This window comes from Brevibacillus choshinensis (assembly GCF_001420695.1).
Taxonomy (GTDB): domain Bacteria; phylum Bacillota; class Bacilli; order Brevibacillales; family Brevibacillaceae; genus Brevibacillus; species Brevibacillus choshinensis.
This window is the reverse complement of sequence record NZ_LJJB01000013.1, coordinates 1,139,376-1,164,124: the sequence shown is the minus strand read 5'-3', so window position 1 is coordinate 1,164,124 and position 24,749 is coordinate 1,139,376. Positions and strand designations below refer to the sequence as shown.

At 50.0% G+C, this 24,749-nt stretch carries 26 protein-coding genes; 23 read left to right on the top strand and 3 right to left on the bottom strand.

Translation table 11 applies throughout. From position 1 onward, the window contains the following. The first annotated feature begins 91 nt into the window (after positions 1–91). From AN963_RS25815 to AN963_RS25775, 9 genes are read left to right on the top strand one after another with little or no spacing between them, the layout of a single operon-like run. Entirely contained in the window at positions 92–1,111 is a 1,020-nt protein-coding gene (locus tag AN963_RS25815; RefSeq protein WP_055747882.1) for a methionine ABC transporter ATP-binding protein, read from the top strand. Continuing rightward, the gene (locus AN963_RS25810) at positions 1,112–1,762 is read left to right on the top strand and encodes a methionine ABC transporter permease (protein ID WP_055747381.1); all 651 of its coding nucleotides are present in this window, start codon (positions 1,112–1,114) and stop codon (positions 1,760–1,762) included. Between the two features lie 39 nt (positions 1,763–1,801). Further along, positions 1,802–2,641 carry a MetQ/NlpA family ABC transporter substrate-binding protein gene (locus AN963_RS25805; protein ID WP_055747380.1) on the top strand — a complete coding sequence of 280 codons (840 nt, stop codon included), beginning with the start codon at positions 1,802–1,804 and terminating at the stop codon, positions 2,639–2,641. Positions 2,642–2,689: 48 nt separating this feature from the next. Next, positions 2,690–4,045 carry an LLM class flavin-dependent oxidoreductase gene (locus AN963_RS25800; RefSeq protein WP_055747379.1) on the top strand — a complete coding sequence of 452 codons (1,356 nt, stop codon included), beginning with the start codon at positions 2,690–2,692 and terminating at the stop codon, positions 4,043–4,045. Positions 4,046–4,094: 49 nt separating this feature from the next. Beyond that, positions 4,095–5,237 carry an amidohydrolase gene (locus AN963_RS25795; RefSeq protein ID WP_407922568.1) on the top strand — a complete coding sequence of 381 codons (1,143 nt, stop codon included), beginning with the start codon at positions 4,095–4,097 and terminating at the stop codon, positions 5,235–5,237. A gap of 4 nt (positions 5,238–5,241) precedes the next feature. Beyond that, positions 5,242–6,027, top strand: a complete 786-nt coding sequence (locus tag AN963_RS25790) for a methionine ABC transporter ATP-binding protein (protein ID WP_055747377.1) — start codon at positions 5,242–5,244, stop codon at positions 6,025–6,027. After that, the gene (locus AN963_RS25785) at positions 6,024–6,692 is read left to right on the top strand and encodes a methionine ABC transporter permease (protein ID WP_055747376.1); all 669 of its coding nucleotides are present in this window, start codon (positions 6,024–6,026) and stop codon (positions 6,690–6,692) included. The genes AN963_RS25790 and AN963_RS25785 overlap by 4 nt, the downstream gene beginning before the upstream one ends. Positions 6,693–6,752: 60 nt before the next feature. Next, the gene (locus AN963_RS25780) at positions 6,753–7,622 is read left to right on the top strand and encodes a MetQ/NlpA family ABC transporter substrate-binding protein (RefSeq protein ID WP_055747375.1); all 870 of its coding nucleotides are present in this window, start codon (positions 6,753–6,755) and stop codon (positions 7,620–7,622) included. Between the two features lie 27 nt (positions 7,623–7,649). Next, the gene (locus tag AN963_RS25775; protein WP_055747374.1) at positions 7,650–8,201 is read left to right on the top strand and encodes a GNAT family N-acetyltransferase; all 552 of its coding nucleotides are present in this window, start codon (positions 7,650–7,652) and stop codon (positions 8,199–8,201) included. Between the two features lie 54 nt (positions 8,202–8,255). On the opposite strand, the gene AN963_RS25770 is transcribed toward AN963_RS25775, so the two are convergent. Further along, a complete protein-coding gene (locus AN963_RS25770; protein ID WP_055747373.1) occupies positions 8,256–9,545 on the bottom strand; it encodes a haloacid dehalogenase-like hydrolase in 1,290 nt (429 codons plus the stop codon). Between the two features lie 291 nt (positions 9,546–9,836). Here AN963_RS25770 and AN963_RS25765 point away from each other — a divergent pair, with 291 nt between their 5' ends. From AN963_RS25765 to AN963_RS25755, 3 genes are all read left to right on the top strand, one after another. After that, positions 9,837–10,163 carry a PadR family transcriptional regulator gene (locus tag AN963_RS25765; RefSeq protein ID WP_055747372.1) on the top strand — a complete coding sequence of 109 codons (327 nt, stop codon included), beginning with the start codon at positions 9,837–9,839 and terminating at the stop codon, positions 10,161–10,163. 3 nt (positions 10,164–10,166) lie between these two features. After that, a complete protein-coding gene (locus AN963_RS25760; protein ID WP_055747371.1) occupies positions 10,167–10,922 on the top strand; it encodes a VanZ family protein in 756 nt (251 codons plus the stop codon). A gap of 100 nt (positions 10,923–11,022) precedes the next feature. Further along, a complete protein-coding gene (locus tag AN963_RS25755) occupies positions 11,023–13,335 on the top strand; it encodes a glycoside hydrolase (protein WP_055747370.1) in 2,313 nt (770 codons plus the stop codon). 205 nt (positions 13,336–13,540) lie between these two features. On the opposite strand, the gene AN963_RS25750 is transcribed toward AN963_RS25755, so the two are convergent. Continuing rightward, positions 13,541–14,461, bottom strand: a complete 921-nt coding sequence (locus tag AN963_RS25750) for a LysR family transcriptional regulator (protein WP_055747369.1) — start codon at positions 14,459–14,461, stop codon at positions 13,541–13,543. 138 nt (positions 14,462–14,599) lie between these two features. Here AN963_RS25750 and AN963_RS25745 point away from each other — a divergent pair, with 138 nt between their 5' ends. From AN963_RS25745 to AN963_RS25720, 6 genes are all read left to right on the top strand, one after another. After that, complete coding sequence (locus AN963_RS25745; RefSeq protein WP_055747368.1) at positions 14,600–15,355, top strand: SDR family NAD(P)-dependent oxidoreductase; 756 nt, start codon at positions 14,600–14,602, stop codon at positions 15,353–15,355. A gap of 39 nt (positions 15,356–15,394) precedes the next feature. Next, complete coding sequence (locus AN963_RS25740; protein ID WP_055747367.1) at positions 15,395–16,138, top strand: SDR family NAD(P)-dependent oxidoreductase; 744 nt, start codon at positions 15,395–15,397, stop codon at positions 16,136–16,138. Positions 16,139–16,468: 330 nt separating this feature from the next. Further along, positions 16,469–17,869, top strand: coding sequence for an FAD-dependent oxidoreductase (locus AN963_RS25735; RefSeq protein WP_055747881.1), 1,401 nt, complete (start codon positions 16,469–16,471; stop codon positions 17,867–17,869). Between the two features lie 8 nt (positions 17,870–17,877). Then, positions 17,878–18,474, top strand: coding sequence for a TetR/AcrR family transcriptional regulator (locus AN963_RS25730; protein WP_055747366.1), 597 nt, complete (start codon positions 17,878–17,880; stop codon positions 18,472–18,474). A 97-nt stretch (positions 18,475–18,571) separates the two neighbouring features. After that, entirely contained in the window at positions 18,572–19,522 is a 951-nt protein-coding gene (locus AN963_RS25725; RefSeq protein WP_055747365.1) for a helix-turn-helix transcriptional regulator, read from the top strand. Between the two features lie 61 nt (positions 19,523–19,583). Next, complete coding sequence (locus AN963_RS25720; protein WP_055747364.1) at positions 19,584–20,117, top strand: DinB family protein; 534 nt, start codon at positions 19,584–19,586, stop codon at positions 20,115–20,117. A gap of 42 nt (positions 20,118–20,159) precedes the next feature. Here AN963_RS25720 and AN963_RS25715 read toward each other — a convergent pair whose 3' ends face one another. Further along, positions 20,160–21,041 carry a TetR/AcrR family transcriptional regulator gene (locus AN963_RS25715; RefSeq protein ID WP_055747363.1) on the bottom strand — a complete coding sequence of 294 codons (882 nt, stop codon included), beginning with the start codon at positions 21,039–21,041 and terminating at the stop codon, positions 20,160–20,162. Positions 21,042–21,170: 129 nt separating this feature from the next. Between AN963_RS25715 and AN963_RS25710 the strand changes: the two genes are divergently transcribed. From AN963_RS25710 to AN963_RS25690, 5 genes are read left to right on the top strand one after another with little or no spacing between them, the layout of a single operon-like run. Next, positions 21,171–21,914 (top strand): MBL fold metallo-hydrolase, encoded by a 744-nt coding sequence (locus tag AN963_RS25710; RefSeq protein ID WP_055747362.1) that lies wholly within the window; start codon positions 21,171–21,173, stop codon positions 21,912–21,914. A gap of 1 nt (position 21,915) precedes the next feature. Continuing rightward, positions 21,916–23,010: an AbrB family transcriptional regulator gene (locus tag AN963_RS25705; protein ID WP_055747361.1), complete on the top strand. Its 1,095-nt coding sequence runs from the start codon at positions 21,916–21,918 to the stop codon at positions 23,008–23,010. 25 nt (positions 23,011–23,035) lie between these two features. Beyond that, complete coding sequence (locus AN963_RS25700) at positions 23,036–23,230, top strand: hypothetical protein (RefSeq protein WP_055747360.1); 195 nt, start codon at positions 23,036–23,038, stop codon at positions 23,228–23,230. Next, a complete protein-coding gene (locus tag AN963_RS25695; RefSeq protein ID WP_055747359.1) occupies positions 23,227–23,493 on the top strand; it encodes an enoyl-CoA hydratase-related protein in 267 nt (88 codons plus the stop codon). Before AN963_RS25700 ends, AN963_RS25695 begins: the two co-directional genes overlap by 4 nt. Before the next feature lie 21 nt (positions 23,494–23,514). Further along, on the top strand, positions 23,515–24,666 hold the full coding sequence (locus AN963_RS25690; protein WP_055747358.1) for an alpha-hydroxy-acid oxidizing protein: 1,152 nt from the start codon (positions 23,515–23,517) through the stop codon (positions 24,664–24,666). The last annotated feature ends 83 nt before the right edge of the window (positions 24,667–24,749 follow it).

Genomic DNA, 24,749 nt, shown 5'->3' with positions numbered 1-24,749 from the left:
AGGAAACATAGTGGGAATCCAATCGAGCTTGCTTGTGCAGACAGACATTTCCCTTCGGCAGGAGGACATCGAACGGGCACCAAAGGAACGTATGATCGAGTTTTTGCAAGTGGGCAAAACGTTTGAAAGTGGCGGCAAGAGGATCAACGCACTCAAGGGCGTGACGTTAACCGTAGAAAAAGGAGATATCTTCGGCGTCATCGGTTTTTCCGGCGCAGGGAAAAGCACGTTGCTCCGTACAGTGAATCTGCTGGAGCGACCTACATCAGGGAGCGTCATCGTCGACGGCAAGGACTTAACGGCTCTGTCTGTACACGAATTGCGCAGCGTCAAGAAAAATATCGGAATGATCTTTCAGCAGTTCAATCTACTGGAATCCAAGACGGTTTTCGAAAATGTCGCCATGCCGTTGTTGTTGAGCCAGACACCTAAGAAAATCGTGCAGGAGCGAGTGGAAGAGCTACTCTCGTTTGTGGGTCTGACGGAAAAGGCAAGGAGTTTTCCCGATGAACTATCCGGAGGGCAAAAGCAACGGGTAGGCATCGCCCGCGCGTTGGCGACCAATCCCTCCATTTTATTGAGCGATGAAGCAACGTCGGCACTGGACCCGCAAACGACAGAGTCAATCCTGCAGCTGTTAAAGCGAGTGAACAAAGAATACAACATCACGATTCTCATGATCACTCATGAAATGAATGTAATCAAGGAGATTTGCAACCGAGTGGCCGTGATGGACCAAGGGACAGTCGTGGAGCAAGGCAACGTGCTGGAGCTATTCGCCAGCCCGCAAACGGAAACGGCACGCAATTTCGTGAAGTCAGTCATCCGCGACGATATTCCACCCAGTGTGTATCAGGCTCTGGAAGCGAAGCGGGGGAAATCGCGAATCTACCAAATCCATTTTGTCGGAGAGAACTCTGGACAACAGATAGTCTCCCAGCTGGCGAAGCGGTTCCAAATGGAGGTCAATGTTCTGTTCGGAAACATCACAGAGCTGCAAGGCGTACCCTTTGGGAACCTCATCGTCGAATTGAGGGGCACCGAAGCAGATATTGCTCGGGCGTATCAGTACATCCGACAGCAAAATGTGTCAGTGAAGGAGATCTCGTAGATGGAAGTCAGCTTAGATCAAGTGCTACAAGCAGTCTATCAGACGCTGTATATGGTGGGCATCTCCCTGATTTTCGCCACGATTATTGGACTGCCGCTGGGCGTTCTACTGGTAGTCACACGCAAAGGTCACATTCTGGAGAACCAGGCTATTTTCTCCGTTTTGAATCCGATCATCAATGTTTTTCGGTCGGTTCCCTTTATTATCTTGCTCGTGGCGATTATTCCGTTTACGCGGCTGATCGTAGGGACATCCATCGGAACGACCGCTGCCATCGTGCCACTAGTCATTTACACGGGTCCGTACATCGCCCGGTTGGTGGAGAACTCGCTCTTGGAAGTGAACGCGGGCATTATCGAAGCGGCAGAGGCGATGGGGGCTACACCCCTTCAGATCATTTTCCGCTTTCTGATTCCAGAAACGCTCGGATCTATCGTACTCTCGATCACAACAGCAACGATTGGCCTAATCGGCGCAACGGCGATGGCAGGGGCGGTCGGTGGAGGTGGGATCGGAGACTTGGCGATCACGTATGGCTATCAACGGTTTAGCACGATTACCATCGTCGCGACAGTCATTGTCTTGGTCATTCTCGTTCAAGGTATTCAGTCGCAGGGCAACAGATTGGCGCGAAAAATTCGTAGAAAATAACGAAAGAAAGCTACTGAAAAAGAGACAGGAGAGACATCCATGAAGAAATTTGCCATTTTACTTGTATTCGTCATTCTCGCAGGCCTGGCCGCCGGTTGTGCAAAAACAGAGGAATCCAAAGGACTTAAGATCGGTATCCGCGGTTCCGAGAGCCGGACTTGGGAATTCGTAAAGGAACAGGCGCAGAAGCAAGGTCTGAATATCGAGCTGGTTCAGTTTAATGCCAACGTGAACCCAAACACCGTGCTGCTCGAGGGAGATATCGATGCAAATGCATTCCAGCACGTCGCTTTTCTGGATCAGTTCAACACGAAAAACAAATCGGAAATTGTGCCGGTCGGCTCGACGATCATCGCTCCGCTGGGGATCTATTCGGATAAATTCAAGAAGGTTGAGGAGATTCCAGACAACGCCAAAATCGCCGTTCCCAACGACGACTCCAACTGGGGACGCTCGCTGGTGCTCCTACAGGAAGCTGGCTTGATCAAAGTGGTTGACCATTTTGATGGATTCGGCGGGGCAGACAAAATCAAGGAAAATCCGAAAAATCTCGAAATTGTTCCCGTAGATGGAGCGACTACCCCTCGCGTCATGAAGGACGTCGCGGCTTCGATCATCAATAACGGTGTTGCGGTGGAGGCAGGTTTTCTGCTGAAAGACTCGATTTTCCATGAAAGTCAAACTGCTAAGCCATACATCAACGTGATTGCGACGACCAAGCAAAACGAGAATAGAGAAGATCTCAAGAAGCTGGTCCAAGTCTATCAATCGAAAGAAGTCTCAGACTTTATCACGAAGACGTACCAAGGAAACTACATTCCGACGCAAGTTACCGTAGAGGAATTAAAAAACTTCAAAAGCGCGTACGCGAGCAAATAGAGACGGCGATGACCGCAAAGCAAGAAGCAAGACAGAGGAGGAGAACCGATGACGCAAAAAAGGCAAATCCATTTTTCCGCCTATCTGGTGGGAACAGGCATTCACGTTGCGTCCTGGCGGCTGCCCAGCGCACAACGAAATGCCAGCATTGACCTGGAGTTCTATAAGCAGATGGCCAAGACGGCCGAGCGGGGAAAGTTTGATATCGCTTTTATCGCTGACAGCCTGGCGGTCAATGAAAGCTCCCACTCGAATATTCTGAATCGCTTTGAGCCGACAACCTTGCTGGCTGCATTGGCGGGCGCGACATCCAAGATCGGACTCGTCGCGACAGCTTCAACGACTTATCATGAGCCCTACAATCTGGCGCGGCTGTTCGCTTCTGTGGACCAGATCAGCAATGGGCGCGCTGGGTGGAATATGGTCACGACTGGTGACGCTACGGGTGAGACGGGGCGTAACTTTAGTCGGCACACTCATGTGGAGCACGACGAACGCTATAAACAGGCTGAAGAATTCATCGATGTGGTGCAGGGGTTGTGGGACTCCTGGGAGGACGACGCTTTCGTGCAGGATAAGGAGTCCGGCGTGTACTTCGATCCGAAAAAAATGCATCGACTGAATTATAAAGGCTCGTACTACTCGGTCCAAGGTCCCCTCAACATCGGCAGGTCCAGGCAAGGCCAGCCTGTGATTGTGCAGGCGGGAGCTTCTGAACCGGGTCAGCGACTGGCAGCGAGAACAGCGGAGGTCGTCTTCTCCCACGTCAAAGATTTTGAGAAGGCAAAGGAGTTTTACAAGAGCCTGAAAGGAAAGCTGGCCGACTATGGGCGGACGCCTGACCAGCTACATATTTTACAAGGTATTTCCCCCATCGTGGCAGATACGAAGGAAGAAGCAGAGGCTATCAACCGCCACCTGCATGACCTGCTGCTGCCCGAGCAAGGCTTGCGATTCTTGTCCGGCTATTTGGGCAAAGTGGACTTTAGCAACTATACGCTGGACACTCCTGCGTCGGAAGTAGAATTTCCTCAAGATAACGGTATTCAGAGTCATTTTGAGCGGATGACGGAGCTGATTCAAAAGGAGAACCCGACCTTGCGCGAGCTATACGCCCTACTCGAAGGTGGCGTGAATCGGGAGCTGGTCGGCACACCCGAACAAATTGCGGATGTATTGGAAAAGTGGTTTACCCAAGGAGCGGCAGACGGCTTTATGTTCGTCGCACCGATCCTGCCTCAAGGCTTGGATGATTTCGTCGATAAGGTTGTTCCGATTTTACAGGAGCGGGGCTTGTATCGACTCGACTACGAGGGTGACACGCTGCGTGATCACCTGGGGCTCCATAAGCCGGCCAACCGCTTTGTGGCCAACTCGCCATTATTGACGAACGTGGAATCGTGAGCATCATCGACTGCGACGGGAAGGGGGGCAACGAATGGGAAGACCAGCATTGGAAGGGCTCGCGGCAGAACTCACGCCCCAGCTGATACACATCCGCCGCAATCTGCATCAATACCCAGAAGTGGCCTATGAGGAAGTAGAGACGACCCGAGCGATCAGGGGATGGCTTACGGAAGCGGGGATCCGCATCGTCGACGTCCCGTTGCAGACCGGGATCGTCGCGGAAGTGAGCGGCAGAGAGGATGGGCCGATCATCGCCCTGCGTGCTGATATTGACGCGCTGCCGATTCAGGAAGAGACAGGTCTGCCGTATGCTTCTCGAGTCGCGGGGAAAATGCATGCATGCGGTCATGACTTTCACACGGCTGCTGTACTCGGTGCGGCCTATCTCCTGAAATCTCAAGAGGAACACCTCATGGGCACCGTGCGTTTTATTTTTCAGCCTGCGGAGGAAAAGGGAACGGGAGCCAAGCAAATCATGGAGAGTGGTGCGCTGGAAGGTGTGCAGGCCATCTTCGGGATGCACAACAAGCCAGACCTAGAGGTAGGAACAATCGGCGTCAAGGCAGGGCCGCTCATGGCTGCGGTCGATGGCTTTGATATTGAAGTAGAAGGCGTTGGCACGCATGCAGCGATACCGGAGGCGGGCGTCGATCCGATCGTGGCGGCGGCGCAAATCGTATCATCCTTGCAGACTATCGTCAGCCGCAACATTAGCCCTCTGCACAACGCAGTCGTCAGTGTGACTAGCATTCATGGGGGAACGACCTGGAATGTGCTTCCGGACAAGGTCGTTTTGGGGGGAACGGTGCGTACCTTTCAGGACGAGGTGCGTGCTAAAATTCCTGGTCACTTCCGGCGAATCATCGAAGGAGTAACGGCGGCGTACGGGACCAAAATCAGTTTGCGCTGGTTCGAGGGCCCTCCATCTGTGAACAATGACGATGGGCTGACACAGCTGTCGGTAGTAGCAGCACAGAAGGTAGGCTTGCAGGTCGTCACACCAGCGCCTTCCCCGGCGGGAGAAGATTTTGCTTTTTACCAGCAACGCATTCCAGGGTCATTCGTCTTCATGGGCACTTCCGGTACGAAGGAATGGCACCATCCCGCCTTTACCTTGGATGATCGCGCCCTCACGCAAAGCGCCTTGTATTTTGCGGAAGTAGCCATCGCCGCATTGGGGGAGAGGTGAGCGAATGGTTGGGATTCATGGCCTCAACAAAACGTACAAAACGGCAAAAAGTGCAATCACGGTTTTGCAAGACATTGATCTGCACATCGAAAAAGGCGATATTTTCGGCATCATCGGCTTCAGCGGGGCGGGGAAATCGACGCTGATCCGCTGCCTCAACAGGCTGGAGGAACCGGACTCAGGTAGCATCGAGATCGGAGGTAAAGTGGTGACGAATCTGAATGAAAAAGAGCTGCGGCAGGCGCGGCAAAAAATTGGGATGATTTTTCAGCAGTTCAATTTGCTCGATGCCAAGACGGTTTTTCAAAATGTCGCTTTCCCGTTGGAAGTGGCGGGGCATCCCAAGCGATACATTCAGCAGCGGGTCAGAGAGATCCTCGATCTCGTCCAGCTCGGGGACAAGGAAAACGTCTACCCGTTTCAACTGAGTGGTGGGCAAAAACAGCGGGTGGGTATTGCCCGGGCGTTGGTAAACGAGCCGGATCTGCTGCTCAGCGACGAAGCGACCTCGGCGCTGGATCCTCAGACGACGTACTCCATTTTGGAGCTGCTCAAAGAAATCAACCGCCAGCTGAACCTGACGATCTTGTTGATCACGCATGAGCTGGATGTTCTGCAGCACATTTGTAACAACATGGCCGTTCTCGAAAGCGGCAGGATCGTCGAAACCGGCTCCGTTGAAAAGTTCTTCCTACGCCCGGAGAGTGATACGGCAAAACGGTTTGTGAGCATTATCGATCATTACCGCGACAAGCGAAATGTGATGGAAGGAGTGGGGGCAGGGATATGAGAGACGATCTGCTCGAACTGCTCTGGGAAGGGCTGCTCGAAACGCTCTACATGGTGTTCTGGTCATCCCTATTCGCTCTCGCTATTGGGATTGTACTAGGGGTCACTCTCGTGGTCACGGATAAGGGCAGCATTCTCGAAGCACCCAAGCTGAATAAGGCAATCGGGACCGTGATCAACGGCGTGAGGTCTCTTCCTTTGATTATCCTGATCGTCCTTCTATTGCCTTTGTCACGACTGATCGTGGGCACTTCTTTGGGTCCGACGGCCGCCATCGTTTCACTCTCCATCGGCGCTGCTCCGTTTCTCGGGCGCATCATCGAAAATTCGCTCAAGGAAGTGAGTGCAGGGAAAATCGAGGCGGCAAAAGCGGTCGGAGCGACTCCGTTTACGATCATCTTTCGAGTGCTGATTCCCGAAGCATTGCCAGCGCTCGTTCGCGGAATCACAATCGGAATCATCGGCATCACGGAATTTACGGCTGTAGCGGGAGCCATTGGTGCGGGTGGACTCGGTAGTCTGGCTATCCGTTTTGGCTACCAACGCTTTCGAGAAGACGTCCTGATCGCGACTGTCATTTTGATTATCCTGCTTGTTCAGCTCATTCAGTGGACGGGGGACTATATTGCCAAATCGATCAGCAAAAAGCGATACAAATTCGAGTAGAGATCAAAGTTCAAAGACAATAAAGAGAAAAAACAGAGAACCAGTAAGGGAGTGGCGTGCATGGTAAAGAAAGGTTTGGGAGTATTATTCGCCGTATTCGTAGGGGCAAGTGTGCTCGTGGCAGGGTGCGGTTCTAGTTCTAGCACTCAAGCTCAACCTAGCAATCAGGCTCAACCGAGCAACCAAGGGCAGGCAACAGAGCCCAAGAAAGAAGTTACCCTGAAGATTGGGGCTGCTCCAGTGCCACATGCGGAAATCTTGGAATTTATCAAGCCGAAGCTGAAGGAAGAGGGCATCAATCTGGATGTCGTCATTCTCGACGATGAAGGGCAATTGAATCCTGCATTAAAGGACAACCAAATCGATGCGAACTTCTTCCAGCACGTCCCGTATCTCGATTCGGTCAAAACGGAAAAAGGGTTTGATTTTGTCGTTACCACAAAGGTACACGTAGAGCCGATCGGTTTTTACTCGGACAAATTAAAGTCCAAAGATGACATCAAGGAAGGCGCGAAAATCGGCATTCCCAACAACCCTTCCAACGAATTCCGTGCTCTGACTCTTTTGCAGGAGCAAGGGCTGATCAAGCTCAAGGACGGATTGACGACGTACGAGGCAACGCCAAAAGACATCGTGGAAAATCCCAAAAAACTGGAGTTTATCGAAGCAGAAGCAGCTACATTGCCGAGAGCCCTGCCTGATCTAGATGGTGCAGTCATCAACACGAACGTGGTCCTCGAAGCCAAGATCGATCCGAATAGCGCCCTGTTCCGAGAAGGAGCGAATTCGCCGTATGCCAACGTGATCGTCGTTCGAAAAGGTGATGAGAACCGAGACGAAATCAAGAAGCTGGACGCTGCCTTGACTGCACCGGAAGTGAAGAAATTCATTGAGGATAAATACGGTGTCGCCGTGGTGCCCGCCTTTTAATCTTGCGTAACAAGGAGGGCAATAAAGATGAGTGAGAGCTATCCGATAACGATTCGTGACGCTCATGCTGGTGATCGAGAGTTGCTCGAAAAGCATCTGATCGAAGCCTATCAGCAGTATGAGCAAAAGCTGTCCACCAAGAGGTGGGAGATGTACAAGGAAGAGATGAAAAAGTCCGTTGCAGGAGATCGCACGTTTGCTTTTCTCGTTGCGGGACTCGGGGATGAGATCGTAGGCAGCGTGCAGCTGTTTGCTTCTTCAGAGGCTGCCTATGGCAAGCCGGAGCTTGCGATTGATTCCCCGATCATTCGTTTTCTAGCCGTATCGCCGAGAGCGAGAGGGAAGGGGATTGCCGTCCAGCTCATTCGGGAAAGCATTCAGAGATCGTTGGCAGTCGGCGCATCGACCTTGCATCTGCATACCACTGACATGATGGAAACGGCTGTGAAATTGTATGAGCGCCTGGGATTTGAGAGAGCGGTAGACAAAGATTTTTTCAATGGAGAAGCGACGGTTAAAAGCTATCGGCTCCGTTTGACCAAAGAAAATGGCTTGTTTTTATCCATTGGTGCCCAATGAAAATATTCAGCAAAAAACCGCCCTACTCAACGGGGCGGTTTTTCCTTTTCATTTTCACTTCGAAATCAACTGAGGATCACTTTTCCCGAGCTTAATAGTTTGCTCCGTAGGAATCCACATGCCGGTATTTTCATCGCGGCCTTGCAGGACGACGGATGGATTGTTTTTACCCAATTGCTCGGCTGCTTTGGCTGCTTGCTGTCCGATTTTGCCACCTTTGACACGGTTGACCACCAGGGCGAGCTTTACGCTATTTTGCTCTGTCATCATCTCGAAGTCGCCGTTGCTGTCGCCAGCGATAAAGATGGGACCATGACCGTATCTTTTCTCTAGTACGGACTGGATTACTTCTGTTTTGCCATGGCCAACAGTGATCGGGTAATTGGCTTGGTATTTGTTCGTGATCAAGCCATTTTCTATTGCCAGACGCATACCGATCACATTCTCTGAAGGGAGGTTGTAGCCGTATTTCGGCAGTGTCGCAAATACGCGCACGACGTCTTCCAGAGAAGCGCTGACGACATAGACGTCAATCCCGTTGGAACGGAAGGTATTCATCAGATTGCCTACTTCAGAGGTCAGGCGCAAGCCAGTCGTATGGGACGCGGTCACGACACCTGCTTTTCCTGCGAGTGCTTTCGGGCTTGTCCAAGTCTCTGTTTGGATCGCCATGCCGAGGGCGACATCGTTGGAAGCATCTGCCAGTTTGTGGACCTCATCGACAGTCATGTTGGTGAAGAGATAGAGCACCCATGGATAGCCGATGCTAGTGCTGTGTGTCTCGTTGATGGCTTCGTACAGAAAAAAGAGTTTGGTGCGGAAATCCAGGAATGGTTCAGTCGCTGTCACCTCTTCCAGCGATTTTGTTCCCTTGAGTCCCTTGTAGTTCTCATACAGGAATTTGTAGTCAGACACCAGGTCGGTAGCAATTGCGTCTAGTGTTACTTGCTTCCCATCCGCGTTTTTGTATCCGTCAGCAAATGGCCCCTCTGGCACATTGGTGCGGATTACTTTGCCGAATTCTTCAGGCGTGAGCTTGTAAGCAAGATGGTTGATTTGGTAGACGAAGAGGGCTTCCTCCGTGTCGTTCATGATACTGGTGTTGTCCCAGTCGAAGACCACGTACGGCTTTTTGTCTGGGTTGTAGGAAGGGCTTTTTACTCCGTGTTTCGTAATCAGTTCGTTTACTGCCTGATAGGTTGCCGGTGCCCATTTCCCCTTGTCCAGCACCTGAGCATCTGATACGGCATCCTTAGCCGATGCGGGCATTTGCACCGCAAACAGGGCTACGACCATAAGAATAGTCAGCCACCATTGGCTATGTTTTGTCTGTACCTGCGACATTGTCCTCATCCTCTCATCTCTCTCTTCTTTCATACCATTGAAGATACATCGCTTCCGCCTTTTAGAACGCAATCGCCCCCTTGTAAAAAAATAAGGTCTTTACCCGCGGACAGGAAGCATCCGCAGGAAAAGACCTCATCGTCGTGTCTATTTACTTGGCTCTATTAGAATACAGAATTATTAGACAAACAGCAACGAAAAAAAGGAAATTCATTCCTTGTAATTTAAGTACCTTGTAATACGATGTATGCTGTGTTACTCTCTATCCATGCCATCGAAGGAGTTGTTACTGTGAACAAGGAGTTATTAAAAGGAAGCATCGATCTGTTGCTACTCTCACTGATTGCTCAGAAAGATCAATACGGCTACGAGCTGGCCAGATTGATCCGTGAAAAGAGCAATGAAGTATACGAGATAGGCGAGGGAACCTTGTATCCTGCCCTGAAGCGCTTGGAGACGATGAAGGCCGTCGAATCTTATTGGGGCGAAGCAAGCGAAGGTGGACGCCGCAAATACTACCGTATAACCAAAGATGGACAAGGACTGTTGAAGGAAAAAATGAAAGACTGGCAGACGTTGAGTCATCTGGTTGCGTTGTGCCATGAGGGAAGTGAGTAAGACATGAAACTGGAAGAGTACGTAGAGCAAGTCGTGAGCAAGCTTTTTTGCACAAGACGGGAAAAGCAAGAGATCAAGGATGAATTGCTAGACCACTTGAGCAGTATGAAGCTGGAGCTGCTTGAGCAAGGGTACAGGGAGCAGGAAGCAGAGGCGTTGGCGATACAGCGCTTTGGTCCTATCGATCAAATTAGTCTGCAGTTGTCTGAGTCCATGCCACTGGTGGACAAGTACCTCCGCAAGTGGATCATCGCTCTCTTTGCTCTCTATGTTGTAGCGGTTAGTTATTTGGTACTGCTGTCGCCGGACAGATGGCGCAGGCGAGCATTCACCTTGGACTGGAAACAAAGAATGACGGAGTACGGCGTGCCTCAATACACGCATATCTTTCAAAATACAAAGCCGCTGCAAACACTGGGCGATTATTTCTTTAACGCCGATCATTACAATTTTGCAAACATGCTCTACAATGTGCTAGGCAACGTAGCTTTGTTTATGCCGCTAGGGATGCTTGTGCCGATCCTGTTCCGATCTTTTCAAAGCATCCATCGCGTGTTCTTCACTGCGCTGGTAAGCAGTCTCACGATTGAGTTTTTACAATTTTGGTTGGCCTTGGGTAGCTTTGACGTCGATGATTTGCTCTTGAATATCGTGGGAGCGCTAATCGGATATGCAGTTTTTCGAACAACAGTATGGTTTATGGACAGACAAAAGAAAAAGCGATTCTCTGATGTCAGTTTCTTCGTGGAAGAGAATTAAGAAGTCGCAGAGAAGGGCAACGCTCTTGCTCTGGTGGACTTCTTGCGTATATGTACATCGTAACACGATTTATATAGTAATACGATATTCGGAGGCAAGCATGAGAAAATTTTCAAGGGTCTTTATGTCAGTGGCAATGTCGTTGCTACTGTTCGTGACTGGATGCGAGCAGCAGGCATCTACACAGGCACCGAATCAAACAGCCCAGCAGCCAAAAAAGGAAGCGACCTTTTTGTTTGATGTGAATCCAGAAACATTCGAGGTGTTCGTAGAGAAGGAGGGAGTCAAGGAGAGTGTATCCGAGCCGATGCCGACACGAAAGGTGACGAATTTACATAGAGACGGACAGCAGGTGTCTTGGACCTACCCGGATGACCAGATGGAGATCACTCTCGAGTATGAGGGTGATTATGTGCAGGTGCAGCTGAAGTCCACGGGGGCAGATCGCTTTACATGGCCTAAAGTAAGCGGAACGAGCTACATGCTTCCGCTGGGTGAAGGGAAGTGGATCCCGAGCGCCGACAAGGACTGGCAGGTGTTTCTAAAGGATGAGAGCCTGACCTTTGCTGAATCGTTTTCCATGCGTTTTTTTGCAGTGAACAAGAGCAAATACGCAGCCTTGTTCATCGCGGATAGCGTGTTTAACGACACCGTTAGTTTTACGACGGATCCTGCCATCTCGCTTTCCTTTACGCACGAATTTCCGACTGTCAATCCAGTCAAGAGCTATGGCTTTCGGCTGTATGTGACGGACAATAACCCGGTGAGCATTGCTGGGGTGTACAAAGATTACGTGATGGAAAAAGGTGAATACAAGACGCTGGCTCAAAAAGCTTCTACCAATCCGAATGTAGAAAAGCTGTACGGCGCACCCCATTTTTATTTGTGGAACAAGACGTTTCTGGGCGCGAATGACCTCAAGTGGGGGCAGCTGAAAAATCGTGTAGAGGGCAAATTCCTCGCTTGGATGACACAGCTGCTGATGAGAAATGGCGAGGATGGGAAAGAGAGCATTCAGCAGCTACAGGACATTCAAAAACAGGATTACGTAGCTGACTTCCAGAAGAAAGCGATTTTGAACGGATTCAACTACGTATTGCGCTCCAAAGACTTTTACAATCCACAGATCTTTACGCAGCTGGACGAAACCACCATGGCCTTGGTGAACAAAGGTATGGCTCAGTTGAACGAGCCCGAGCTGTACGAGCTAAACAAGCGTCTGTTGAAAAGTGTGCTGAAGGACGCAGCTGGGGAAGTAGATCAGTGGGGCGCTACGGATTCCACTGAGCTGCTGAAAAAGCTGCAGGCGTCAGGAATCAGGAGAGCGTGGATTGGCTTGCCGGACTGGACGGCTGCTTACATGAAGCCTGAATTTGTGAAGCAAGCGGACGATTTGGGCTATTTGATCGCCAGCTATGACTCGTACCACTCCATTCACAAGGAGGAAAATCCGGATTGGAACACCGCTATTTTCCCGGATAAATCGTTGTACGAGAACGCGACGATCACCAAGAAAAACGGTGAAAAGAAAGCAGGCTTCTTAGGGGAGGGAAGACTGCTCAATCCGACTTTGTCCCTGCCGAGCGTCAAAGCGCGTATGGATGAGATCATGGGCACAGGGATAGCCTTCAATTCCTGGTTCATTGATGTGGATGCAGCTGGTGAATTCCATGATGATTACACGCCTGGGCGTACGACGACACAAGAGCAGGATATGGAAGCCAAGCTGGCGCGGATGGACTACATTCGGGACGACAAGCATTTGGTCATTGGATCGGAAACAGGCAACGACTTTGCGAGCCAGACCATCGCCTTTGCACATGGGATCGAAACACCAGTGATCAAGTGGGCAGACCCGGATATGCGACAAAATAAAACAAGCCCTTACTATGTGGGAGGCTACTGGTCGCCAGCGGGCGAAATCCCGCAACGCTACGCCAAGCAGGTACCGATCAAGGACGTATACCGTCACGTCTATATCGATCCTGCCTATTCCCTGCCTTTGTACAAGCTGGTCTACAACGATTCGGTGATTACGACTCACCATTGGGAATGGGATAGCCTGAAAATCAAGGGCGAGGTCGGAACAAGGATGCTAAATGAGTTGCTCTATAATGTACCGCCTCTGTATCATATCGATAATCAGGCGTGGGAGGCGAATAAAGAGCTGATTACCAATCATCTGAAGGTATGGTCCCCGTTTCATCAGAAAGCGGTTTTGCGGGAAATGACGGACTTTACGATCCTGACAGAAGACAGGCTGGTGCAGCGTACGGCCTTTGGGGCGGATATGCAGGTCATCGCCAATTTTTCCGGCAAGGATTTTACCTATGAGAATCAGGTGGTAAAAGCGCACTCGGCTCTTGTGATCGATGGCAAAGAGACAAAAACGTTTGAAGCTACAATAGAGTAGTGTGAATTAGCGAGGAAAGGTTGTCGTTTCGAAAATAACGGCAACCTTTTCTACGTGTAACGACGTTTCAAGAGCGAAAATAACGTTGATTTATAGACTTTCATGAGCCGCACGACCTTTTATCGACATCTGGGCAACGCGGTGTCCAATTTTACGGAGATCCTGCGGACGGGCGGGGCACAAGGCCTGTGAGGGGCTTCTTTTTTTACGTCGGTAAAACTTCATGCTGGTTGAGCAGGTCGTATTTTAAGCGTTTGGTAAACCCGCTGGAGACACGAGAGAAATGGCGCTCTTCTGATTGCACCCAGCCTAGGTGTACAGGCTGTTGCTTGGGTATATCGATTTCGAGTGTGACCATGTCTTTGTACAGCATGTTTGGTTCGTTGATGAAGGAATAGTCCAAGCCGATGGTGACGGCCATTTCTTCTCGGACAGCACTGCGGATCGCATCCGTGTTGTTCGTTGTAAACAAGATATCGACCGGACCGTATGAAGCGGCGAAATCGTTCACGAACCATTTCACGTATTCGTCATTGTAAAGGACAAATGTTTGCTGCCGTAGCTCTTCTGGGGTCACTGACTTTTGCAACGCGAGCGGCGAATTCCTGCTGACACCGACGACCATTTTACCTTCTAAAAGCCGCTCGAATACTAGCCCCGTGTTCTTTTTTACGAGATTCTCATAAACGATAATCAATCCGATATCTATTTTATTTTGGCGAATGTCTTCCAGTATTTCCTGCGAGCCTTTCTCGGCGATTTCTGGGCGGATTTGGGGATAATCTTTTTTGAAGCGGGCTACCGCATTCACGAGTAGGTTCATGGGTCCAGGAATGGTTGCGAGCCGTAGATCGCCTGTCATCGTATTCGTATAGCTCTGGGCTTCCTCCTGAATTTCTTGCAGTTTTCTCTGAATTTCAAATGCTTTCTGGATGATGCCAAGCCCTTCGGCTGTCGGTACTGCTCCCATTCGCGAACGGGTAAACAAAGTAACGCCGAGCTCAGATTCCAGTGTAGAGAGGGACTGGCTGATGGCGGAAAGCGTAACATGTCTGTTTAGAGAGGCTTTAGTCAGTGAACCGGTTTTGGCGATTTCGATGATGGATTCGAGTTGCTCCAAATTCATTTGTGAATGCTCACATCCTTAAGTTGTACTTAACTAACGGTAAATATCTTTACATATTATTTAACATAATGGAAGTTTATAATGAAGGTGTGGGAACAAGATGCTGCAGCTGACCCAAATTGAATGGAGGCGTTTCATATGGCTAGATTGGAAGGAAAAGTAGCGATTATCACAGGTGGAGGAACGGGAATCGGCAAGAAGACCGCTCTTCGTTTTGCCAAAGAAGGCGCAAAAGTCGTGGTAACCGATATTAATCTGGACAGTGCTAATCAGACTGTAGCCGAAATCAAGGAGGCTGGGGGATCTGCGCTTGCCATCGCTCACGATGTCAGCAAAGAAGAACAATGGCAGCAGGTCGTAGCACAGACCGTCGAACAATATGAAAAAGTAGACATCCTGTTTAACAACGCAGGTATTTATATTATCAAGCCATTAGCAGAGCTCACTTTGGATGAATGGAATCGCCTGATGTCGATTAATGTGACTGGCGTATTCCTGGGTATGAAGCACGTCATGCCAGTAATGGCCAAGCAACAAGCGGGCTCCGTTATCAATGCTTCTTCCATCGCAGGACTCATCGGGGCTCCAGGACATGTGCTGTACGGGGCAAGTAAAGGTGCCGTACGCATCATGACAAAGGACGCGGCAATCGAATATGCAGCAAATGGTGTGCGTGTGAACTCCATTCACCCAGGATATATCGACACCGGAATGGTCACCTACGCATCTGAAGCGACCAAGCACTCCAAAGCAGAGCTGGCTCAAGGTGTTCCAACCGGTCGTCTCGGTACAGTAGATGATGTATCCAACATGGTGTTGTTCCTCGCATCTGACGAGTCCGCCCATGTGACTGGTGCAGAATTCGTAATTGACGGTGGCGGAACCGCTCGCTAATCCGTAGCAGGAAACCAAAAGAACAAGGAGGGGAACAATATGAGATTTGCGAATAAAGTAGCGATCGTAACAGGGGGAGCAAGCGGGATCGGAGAAACGACTGTCCGCTTGTTTGCGAGTGAAGGGGCGAAAGTCGTCATTGCCGACTTTTCTCCACGCGGCCAAGAGCTGTCGGATATGCTAAACGCAGAAGGCTTTGACAGCCTGTTTGTGAAAACAGATGTGACCAACGAAGAAGAAGTCAAGCACATGGTCAGTGCTACCGTAGCGAAATACGGCAGAGTGGACATTCTGTTTGCCAATGCAGGGATTGCCAAGGACGCACCTGCCCATCAGCTTAGCATGGATGACTGGCGTCGTACGATTGACATCAACCTGACAGGGGTATTCCTCTGCGACAAATACGTTATCGATCAAATGCTCGCGCAAGGTGGCGGTGGGGCGATCGTGAACTGCGGTTCCATCCATAGCCATGCAGGGAAAGCAGGCGTCACCGCGTACTCCTCTGCAAAAGGAGGCGTGAAGCTGCTGAGCCAAACCTTGGGTATCACCTATGCCAAAGAAGGCATCCGCGTCAATGCAGTATGCCCAGGCTATATCGATACTCCGTTGATTGCTGGACGTAACGAGGCGATGAATGAGCATCTCGTCGGCTTGCATCCGATGGGACGTCTGGGGAAACCAGAGGAAGTAGCCAAAGCCGTTCTGTTCCTGGCTAGTGACGATGCTTCCTTTATCACCGGTACGAGCCTCTTGGTAGATGGCGGGTATACGGCACAATAATTTTTTGGAACAGGTTACACACACGAAGCCGAGACAATCGGGGGATCCCCTCTGATTTCTCGGCTTTGACTTGTTAGTAGATTTGTAAAATACAAAAAATATTTAAAAGGGGCATTTTTTTCTGTTGACAGAAAGCAAAAAAAGAAGTAATTTACAATTGACTGACTTAGTCAATCAAAAAACACTACGTACTTTCTGGGCTTGTGGTCCACTTCCTTTGTCTCTGATGTTGATTGATTGAGTCAATCTAAAATTCCAGTAAGAAATAAAGGAGCGATTATTTTGACCGACATTCAAAAAGAAGGAAAAGCCATTATCATTGGAGGCAGTATGGCTGGTTTACTGACGGCGAGAGTATTGTCCGATTACTATGCCGAGGTATGGATCCTAGAAAAAGATGAGCTGCCCGAAAAGCCCGAGGATCGTTTGGGTACTCCGCACGCTTTTCACCCCCACCGTTTCACCCAACGTGGTAAGATGATAACGGAGCGTTTTTTTCCTGGTTTCGAGGAAGATTTAGTAGCAAATGGGGCTCCGTCATCCCTAAACAAAACGGCTTATAACCAAAATCAATATGGAATTATGAGTGGACCTTATCAGCGAAACGATATCAAATTTAGTCGGGCCGTGCTAGAATGGGTCATTCGCAGTCGCGTACAGAAAATTCCCCATGTACAGTTTCTTGCGAGGCATGATGTCATTCGTTTGAGCACGTCTGCAGATCTTTGTACCATTACGGGTGTGGTCGTTCGGGAACGAGGATCATTAGAGCAGGAGACAACATTCACGTCTGATTTGGTAGTAGATGCGAGCGGACGCTTCTCCAAGCTGCCACAGTGGCTTGCTGACATGGGTTATGAAGTACCCCGCCCTGATCTTTTGAAAGTAAACCTCGGGTACAGCACACAACGTTATCAGGTTCCTCCCCATCTGACACAGCTCACCGAGCAATGGGATGTCATCAATATTGCAGGTCAGCCTGAAACTGGTTCGTTCACGGGGGTATTCTCCTTTATTGAGAATCAGGTAGCAGAAGTGCTGCTCTATCGACCTGGCGGGCAGTTTCCACCGACGAATGCCGAAGCTTATAAACAGGCCATTGCTGAGCTTCCCAACCCTTTGATTGCAGAAGTGTTAGAGGGCTTGGAGCCGGTCTCGGAAGTAAAAGGCTATCGCGTACCTGAATTGTATCGACATCGCTATGAAAAAATGGAGAGCTGGCCAGCGGGATTGCTCGTGCTTGGGGATGCCTTTTGCATTTTTGATCCCATTTTCGGTCAGGGAATGACAGTAGCTGCCATCGAAGCAGAAAAGCTGGATTCCTGCTTGCGAGAACAGCGAAATCACCCCAAAGCTGGATTCGAGCTGCGTGTACTGCGTCACTTGCAAGATGTGATTGAACCGGCTTGGTGGTTGAATTGCGCTGCCGATTTACAGTGGGAAGGTGTCACGTACGCTGCGTCCGAACCTTTACAGGGGATTACTTTTGGCAGCAAGGTCATGAATATGTTGCTGAAAGAGGCGACGACCAAGAAAAATTTTCAGCTTTATGGATTATACTGGACAGTCAATACGTTATATCATTCGCCACGTGCGATCTTCAATCCGCAAATGGTAGCGGATATTCTCAACGCAAGTGAGGAAGGACAATACTTACTTGCGGAATTATCGGGGGAATCCGGTCGGCCATTGGCGGAGGTATTGGAAGAAATCATCCCTTTCAAGGAGTGAACCATTCATTGGCGCCTTTAAACGAGGAACAATTGCACCAGATTCGCGATGAAAGAAGAGATCAAATCATAGTGGCAGCTATCAAAGTATTTGCCCGCCGTGGAATCATCGGGACAAAAATGAGCATGATCGCGGCTGAAGCCGGTATCAGTCATGGTCTGCTTTACCATTACTTTACGTCCAAAGAAGAGCTGTTCACGATGCTCGTTGAGGATGCCATGGTGGGAGCAGAAGAGGCCATGAGCAGCATCTATGATCTGCCGGGATCTCCCATCGAAAAAATCAGAGCATTGACAATGGAGATACTTGACGAAAGTGGCACGCCCTATTTTATGCTGATCCATCACGCACGAACGTCGGAGGGTGTACCGGAAAAAGTGAAGGAGCTCATTGATCAAAATGATATGGATGCGTTCATCGAGCGCTTGTTGCCCTTATTCCGAGATGGCCAGCAAGCAGGCGAGATCGTCGATGGGAATCCAGAGGAGCTGATTTCCTCCTATTTATCTGTTCTCTCGGGTCTCATGGTAGTGAATGCTCAAGGAATCGGCGGGTATCGCCTTCCAGAAGTCGATATGCTGCTGCGGTTGATCGCACGTCCGTGAAGGAAAACTACGTCCATCCTGCCAAGACCAGTCTGCGCGTTCCATTGAGTGCTCGACTGGTTTCTTTGTTTTCGCGAGGGGAGAGGAAGGGGAAAACATGAATAAAACAGATCGTCTCTTAGCCATCATGCTGGAGCTGCAACGCAAGGATGTCGTAAGAGCGGAGGATATGGCAGCCCTCTACGAAACGAGCGTACGAACGATCTATCGGGACATGCAGGCGCTCAGCGAAGCGAATGTTCCGATTGTAGGAGAACCGGGAGTCGGTTATTCCTTGATGGAGGGATACTTTCTTCCGCCCGTCAGCTTTACCGTTGAGGAGGCTGTTTCGTTACTGATTGGAGCACACTTTGTCGAGCAGAAGTTCGATTCGCGCTATCAGAAAAGGGCGCGAAGCTCTCGAAGCAAAATTGAAGCAGTGCTTCCGGAGCAGGTGCGCAAAGAAGCCGCCAACATCCTGACGACGATGCGGCTACTTTCCTTTGACACCGACTCCCCTGCAGGGAAGCAAGAAAAGGAACGGGTAGACACGATACGGCAAGCACTGCTGGATGCCAAAAAGGTCTCGTTTCATTACCGCAAAAGTATGGCGGAAGAGGATGGCAACCGGGATAGTGTTCGTGTCGTCTCGCCGTACGGTCTGTCTCTCATCAACGGATCGTGGATGATGATCGGTCATTGCGATCTGCGCGGTGACCTTCGACATTTCCGATTGGCCCGGATGAGTGAACTAAAGGTAAGCGAGGAAGGCTATCAGCGCCCGGCGAATTTTAATCTGCATGAATACAAGCCGGTAGATGACAGAAAGACGTACGTGCGTCTGTTTGCGCAGCACAAGATCGCCCACAGAATAAAGGAGTCTAACTACTTTTATCTCGAAGCATGGGAGGACTGTGCAGATGGCCTGCTTGTTACTTTGCGCGTGAGACAAACAGAGGAAGTCATGCATTGGGTATTGGGCTGGGGAGCCAACATCGAGGTACTGGAACCGGAATCTTTCCGCAATCAAGTTCGTGAGGAAATTGAAAAAATGACGAAACGCTACTGACATAATGCTGTCAGTAGCGTTTTTGTATGATCAGATTATAAACGAAAGGGAGTTGGAATAAATGAACACAACAGATGTACTTAAGAGCTTGCAAGAGAGCACCTCTCGCTACGTAGAAGAGCTGAACCATTTTTCGCTCGAGGATTTGACGCTACAGCCGAATCCAAGCGAATGGTCGATTGGGCAGATGTACGTTCACTTGTATCAATCTGCACTCTACATGCAACTGTCCAATGTCGAGAAGTGCCGCAGCGGTTCAGGGGTGACGACAGGGGAAAAGAGCGAGATCGGCAACACTGTTTTTGCCAATGGGGAACTTCCGCCGGTTCGCGTTCAAGTGCCACCTTCCCCTGAATACACCCCGTCCCAGCCAGAGAGCAAAGAGCAGATCCTAGAGGGAATGAAAGCAGTCGTAGCCCGTATGCAAGCGGTGGAGTCGCAGCTGCACGAGATTTCTCCCGAAGGTAAAATCGCTCATCCCGCTTTTGGGCCGTTGAATGGAGTGGAATGGTTCCAGTTGGTCGCGATGCATTATCGTCATCATTTCCGCCAGTTGAATCGTTTGAAAAGCGAGCTTGTACAAAACAAGGCGTAATCCCATGCAAACAAACCACCCGAACATAGGGTGGTTTTTGTATTAGAGCAACAGATTCAGCTGGCGAACGAAAGGACGAAGCTCCGGGACCGTTTCCAAATAGGTCGTAAACACATGAACGAGTGTCTGATTGGGGGCTTCTTGATCCAGCTCTTTTTGCAAAAGACCGATGACATCCAGAAGTTCTCGACGAATAGGCTCGGGCTTTGCAAGTTCTTGTACTTTGATCGTAAAAGAATACAAAAAATCGCGTACAGATTGCTGCTGGGTCTGTGCATCGACCGGATTCAGATCGTTAAAATACACATGCGTTTCTCTCAAGATCGGTTTTGTGCTGGATTGCAGCATATCGTTTACAATCGCATCGATTCGCTCCACGATAAAACCAGCCAGATCGGACATCGGGAGTGCGATCACTTTTTGAACGGAATGACTCAAATACTCTCGCAAAATGCCTCTGAAAATGGTTACAATATCCCACACGTAGCTCTCTATGCGAGTGCCGTAGGCTTCTAAAAAGCAATCCTTGTGCCAGGTCAAGAGGGTGACTCTCTTTTTCTTCCAGGCAACGATGAACTTCTCATTTTCCTTGATGGGAAGCTCTTTGAATTCAAACATGAAAAAGTAATTTTCCAGCATGTACTGAAGCTGAAACTGTATGTTTTGACGCAACCGCTCTTTGGGAGGCAGATTGTAGGCTCGGCTTGCGATGTCCATCTCCCGTGCTTGATCGAACATGGCTTGATGACAGGCTACAAAGACCTCGGTGAATAAATCCTCTTTCGAAGGAAAATATTTGTAGATGCTGCCTTTTGCCATCCCGCAGGCTTCCGCGATTTCTTGCATAGAGGCAGCGGTGTAGCCTTTTTCTTTGAAGACTTCCATGGCTATCTGCAGGATCTGCTGTTTTTTTCCATCATCCATTTGACTCACCCCTCCGTATTCTGACATGCCACAAAAGTAAGGTCAATATATGGAATTGACAGTAAAAACTCACGAGTCATATAATGAACTCGTAAGTTTTTTAGGACGGTGAACAGGAGGGTATAACCAATGAAAATTGCTGAAGGACTAGAAATGCTGCCCCTTACACTTGGCATGGGTGGGAACACCATGGTCATCAATCCTACGGTCGTGTATGATGCGAATGCTTGTGTGCTGATCGATACCGGGATGCCTGGCTGCTACGAAACCATCTTGAATCAGATTAAAGAGGCCGGAATTTCCACAAGCAATCTGCATTCTGTTATTTTGACCCATCAAGATATCGACCATGTGGGAAGTCTGCCGCAATTTTTAGCGGAGGCATCTCAACCATTGAATGTATATGCGCACGCAGACGACAAAGCAAGTATCGACGGAGATACCCCTATTCTCAAGCTGCCCCCTGAGATGCGCGGTGCCATTCTCCAAGCGCTGCCAGAAAAGCAACGCGAGGAATTTGAAAAAGCCTTTTCTCCAGAAACGGGAGCGAATGTCACTCGCGTCGTAACGGACGGAGAAGTACTTCCATTTGGGGGAGGCTTGCAAGTCATTCATACACCTGGACATACGCCGGGTCACATTTGTCTGTATCACGAAGCCAGCCAAACGCTGATCGCGGGAGACGCGATGGTTATCGCAAACGGAGAGCTGCAGGGGCCACGAGCACAAGTCACGCCTGATATGGATGCGGCCCTTCGCTCTTTGAAAAAGCTGGCTGCATTACCGATCGAAACAGTGATTTGCTACCATGGCGGTATTTACAAGGGCGACGTTAAAAAACGGCTCGAGAAAATTGCTGCGTCGGTGCAGTAAAATGACTGGCAATCGCTTTGTTTCGTTCCTGATTACCTTACTCATCGCTGTTGTGGGCGGCTTGATCTTTCAATGGGTGCATATGCCTATTCCGTGGTTGCTCGGTCCGATGATGTTCGTCCTGATCGTCACCAAACTGTGGAAATCGTTTACCCCGTTCTGGCCGGGAGTCGTACGGAATTCGGGCATGATCATGATCGGCTATACGATCGGCCTTTCCTTTACGATGGAGGCGATGAAACAAATCGGTCAGCAGCTGCCATTGATGATCCTGTTGACGGCTTTGCTGCTGCTCGGTTCGACCGGTATTGCCTTTTTGGTATCCAAATTTTCTGGAATTTCTTTTCCCACCGTCTTGATGGGGAGCATACCCGGCGGACTTACTCAGATGATTCCCCTTGCGGAAGAGATCAAGGGAGTGGATCTGACGGTCGTCACGTTCCTCCAGGTCTCGCGCTTGCTGATGATTATTTTCTTTGTGCCGCTGCTTGTGTTTAGTCCGTTTTTCGGCTTGGAAGGGATGGGGCAGCAAGTGGTTGCCATGAAAGCATCAGCTAGCTGGAGCGGACTGTACCCGCACATTTTTCTCTTTGCAGCAGCGTGTACGGCTGGTGCGCTCTTGGGGAAGAAGATCCACCTCCCATCGGCCATCTTTTTGGGGCCCATGATCGTCACCATTCTGATCAATTTAAACGGATATGAAGGGCCAGCACTGCCTTCCACACTTTTAAACGTGTGCCAACTCATGATCGGTGGCTATATCGGACTGTTGCTAAAACCGGAACAGCTAAAGAACAAGCTCGCCATGGCGGTGTTGGCTATTCTGAGTGGGGCTGTATTAATTTCCTGCTCGCTTGGCTTGAGCTACCTGCTCACTCTGCTTCATCCGGTGCCGTTTATAACCGCCTTTTTGGGACTCTCCCCGGGCGGGATGGATCAGATGGGGATTATCGCAAAGGAAGTCGACGCTGACTTGTCTGTGGTGATCTGCTATCAGCTGTTTCGGACTTTGTTTATCTTTCTCGTCGTTCCTTCCTTGATCAAGTTTATCTTCCGTTCAAGGCTTCGGAGCAATGTGGCGGAGACGACTTCTTGATGAATCCAAAAGCAGTAGGTGCCTTTTGCGCCTGCTGTTTTTTTGTACGATCGACCAGAATTACGCGGTAGGTGGCGGGCTCGACATCGCTTTCTCGCGTGACTTCCGCTTCAGCGCAGAGGATGGAATTTTTGCAATCACCCCATCCAAGCTGGGAATCGTCTATAATTTAACTAGTACCAAAAGACTCGTCGACCTGAAGCCAGGACGCACGATGTGAACGAAGCGTATCGAGTTGGTCTCATCGATCGCATTTACAACAGCAGTGAAAACGTGAGCATAACGTATGAGTTCGCCGCGTTGATTGCCAAGCGTTCACAAGTGTCCGTGCGCGGCGCCAAGCAAATGGTGCAGGCAATTCTGGAGGGGCATACCGAAGAAAACGAAGAAATTGCCACACTAGTCTTGCAATCGTTTGATTCGGACGACTACAAGGAAGGCGTGCATGCATTTTTGGAAAAGCGAAAGCCACAGTTTCGCTAAAACGGAAAGGTAGGATACAAGATGGCAAGAACAGAACAGACCAAAGAAAGCTTGCTTTTTACGCGGGTGAACAAGGAAACACAAGCACTCCCGATCTCAATCGAGGACTGGGAACAAAAAGCTCGTGAGCTTTTGCCAGATGGTCCATTTGATTACATCGCAGGGGGCTCGGGAGCAGAAGAGACATTGGCTGCCAACCGCTCGGCATTTTCCAAATGGGCGATCGTGCCGCGGATGCTCCGGGATGTTTCCGAGCGGTCTCTTTGCATAGAGCTTTTTGGACAGCAATTGAAAACACCCGTTATGCTGGCACCTGTAGGCATGCAAGCCATTGCCAATCCAGAAGGAGAATTGGCGACAGCAAGAGCGGCAGCGGCTGCTGGTGTACCGATGGTGGTCAGCACAGTGTCGGCACATACGCTGGAGCAGATTGCGGAAACGATGGGTGACGCTCCTCGCTGGTTCCAACTGTATTGGTCCAATGATCGCGAAGTGTGCGCCAGCATGGTGAAACGTGGGGAGGCAGCGGGCTATTCCGCGATTGTGCTGACAGTTGACACCGTCATGCTCGGCTGGAAACGCCGAGATTTCCGCAACGGCTATTCGCCACTGCGAGAAGGAAAAGGACTGGCCAACTACATCAGCGATCCGGTTTTCTGCTCCAGACTGTCTGAGGTAAACGCAGAGAATGCGGTCGAGGAAGTGCTCCGCAATATTTACCATCCTACTCTCAACTGGGATGACATTGACTACTTGCGCCAGCATACCAGCCTGCCAATTCTCGTCAAAGGCATCCTGCATCCAGACGATGCAAAAATCGCTGTGGAACGCGGCGTAGATGGAATCATCGTGTCCAACCACGGAGGACGTCAGCTTGATGGAGCGATTTCCACACTGGATGCGTTGCCAGCAATTGCCGAAGCGGTAGAAGGACGCATCCCGGTTCTCTTGGACAGCGGGGTGCGCACAGGAGCAGATGTGGTCAAGGCGATCGCACTGGGAGCTACTGCCGTACTGATCGGACGTCCGTTTATGTTTGGTCTGGCCGTTGCGGGTGAACAAGGTGTGGCGAGCGTACTCGATACATTGCTAAACGAGCTGGACGTATCAGTGGCATTGTCCGGTAGCAATTCGGTCGCTGATTTGAATCAGAGCATTTTGGTTCGTTTGTAAGGAGCTGGAGTATTCAGAAGAGACCATCCGGCAGCTGGAGGAAAATAACGTCATTTAGGCACAAGATGTATCAAAAAGACCAG

Excerpts from the sequence above, each read along its gene's own strand:
- AN963_RS25755 (WP_055747370.1), top strand. The coding sequence starts at position 11,023 with ATGAGAAAATTTTCAAGGGTCTTTATGTCAGTGGCAATGTCGTTGCTA.
- AN963_RS25815 (WP_055747882.1), top strand. The coding sequence starts at position 92 with ATGATCGAGTTTTTGCAAGTGGGCAAAACGTTTGAAAGTGGCGGCAAG.
- AN963_RS25770 (WP_055747373.1), bottom strand. The coding sequence starts at position 9,545 with ATGTCGCAGGTACAGACAAAACATAGCCAATGGTGGCTGACTATTCTT.
- AN963_RS25785 (WP_055747376.1), top strand. The coding sequence starts at position 6,024 with ATGAGAGACGATCTGCTCGAACTGCTCTGGGAAGGGCTGCTCGAAACG.
- AN963_RS25775 (WP_055747374.1), top strand. The coding sequence starts at position 7,650 with ATGAGTGAGAGCTATCCGATAACGATTCGTGACGCTCATGCTGGTGAT.
- AN963_RS25710 (WP_055747362.1), top strand. The coding sequence starts at position 21,171 with ATGAAAATTGCTGAAGGACTAGAAATGCTGCCCCTTACACTTGGCATG.
- AN963_RS25760 (WP_055747371.1), top strand. The coding sequence starts at position 10,167 with ATGAAACTGGAAGAGTACGTAGAGCAAGTCGTGAGCAAGCTTTTTTGC.
- AN963_RS25750 (WP_055747369.1), bottom strand. The coding sequence starts at position 14,461 with ATGAATTTGGAGCAACTCGAATCCATCATCGAAATCGCCAAAACCGGT.
- AN963_RS25780 (WP_055747375.1), top strand. The coding sequence starts at position 6,753 with ATGGTAAAGAAAGGTTTGGGAGTATTATTCGCCGTATTCGTAGGGGCA.
- AN963_RS25725 (WP_055747365.1), top strand. The coding sequence starts at position 18,572 with ATGAATAAAACAGATCGTCTCTTAGCCATCATGCTGGAGCTGCAACGC.
- AN963_RS25740 (WP_055747367.1), top strand. The coding sequence starts at position 15,395 with ATGAGATTTGCGAATAAAGTAGCGATCGTAACAGGGGGAGCAAGCGGG.
- AN963_RS25690 (WP_055747358.1), top strand. The coding sequence starts at position 23,515 with ATGGCAAGAACAGAACAGACCAAAGAAAGCTTGCTTTTTACGCGGGTG.
- AN963_RS25810 (WP_055747381.1), top strand. The coding sequence starts at position 1,112 with ATGGAAGTCAGCTTAGATCAAGTGCTACAAGCAGTCTATCAGACGCTG.
- AN963_RS25805 (WP_055747380.1), top strand. The coding sequence starts at position 1,802 with ATGAAGAAATTTGCCATTTTACTTGTATTCGTCATTCTCGCAGGCCTG.
- AN963_RS25705 (WP_055747361.1), top strand. The coding sequence starts at position 21,916 with ATGACTGGCAATCGCTTTGTTTCGTTCCTGATTACCTTACTCATCGCT.
- AN963_RS25735 (WP_055747881.1), top strand. The coding sequence starts at position 16,469 with ATGGCTGGTTTACTGACGGCGAGAGTATTGTCCGATTACTATGCCGAG.
- AN963_RS25720 (WP_055747364.1), top strand. The coding sequence starts at position 19,584 with ATGAACACAACAGATGTACTTAAGAGCTTGCAAGAGAGCACCTCTCGC.
- AN963_RS25790 (WP_055747377.1), top strand. The coding sequence starts at position 5,242 with ATGGTTGGGATTCATGGCCTCAACAAAACGTACAAAACGGCAAAAAGT.
- AN963_RS25800 (WP_055747379.1), top strand. The coding sequence starts at position 2,690 with ATGACGCAAAAAAGGCAAATCCATTTTTCCGCCTATCTGGTGGGAACA.
- AN963_RS25715 (WP_055747363.1), bottom strand. The coding sequence starts at position 21,041 with ATGGATGATGGAAAAAAACAGCAGATCCTGCAGATAGCCATGGAAGTC.
- AN963_RS25745 (WP_055747368.1), top strand. The coding sequence starts at position 14,600 with ATGGCTAGATTGGAAGGAAAAGTAGCGATTATCACAGGTGGAGGAACG.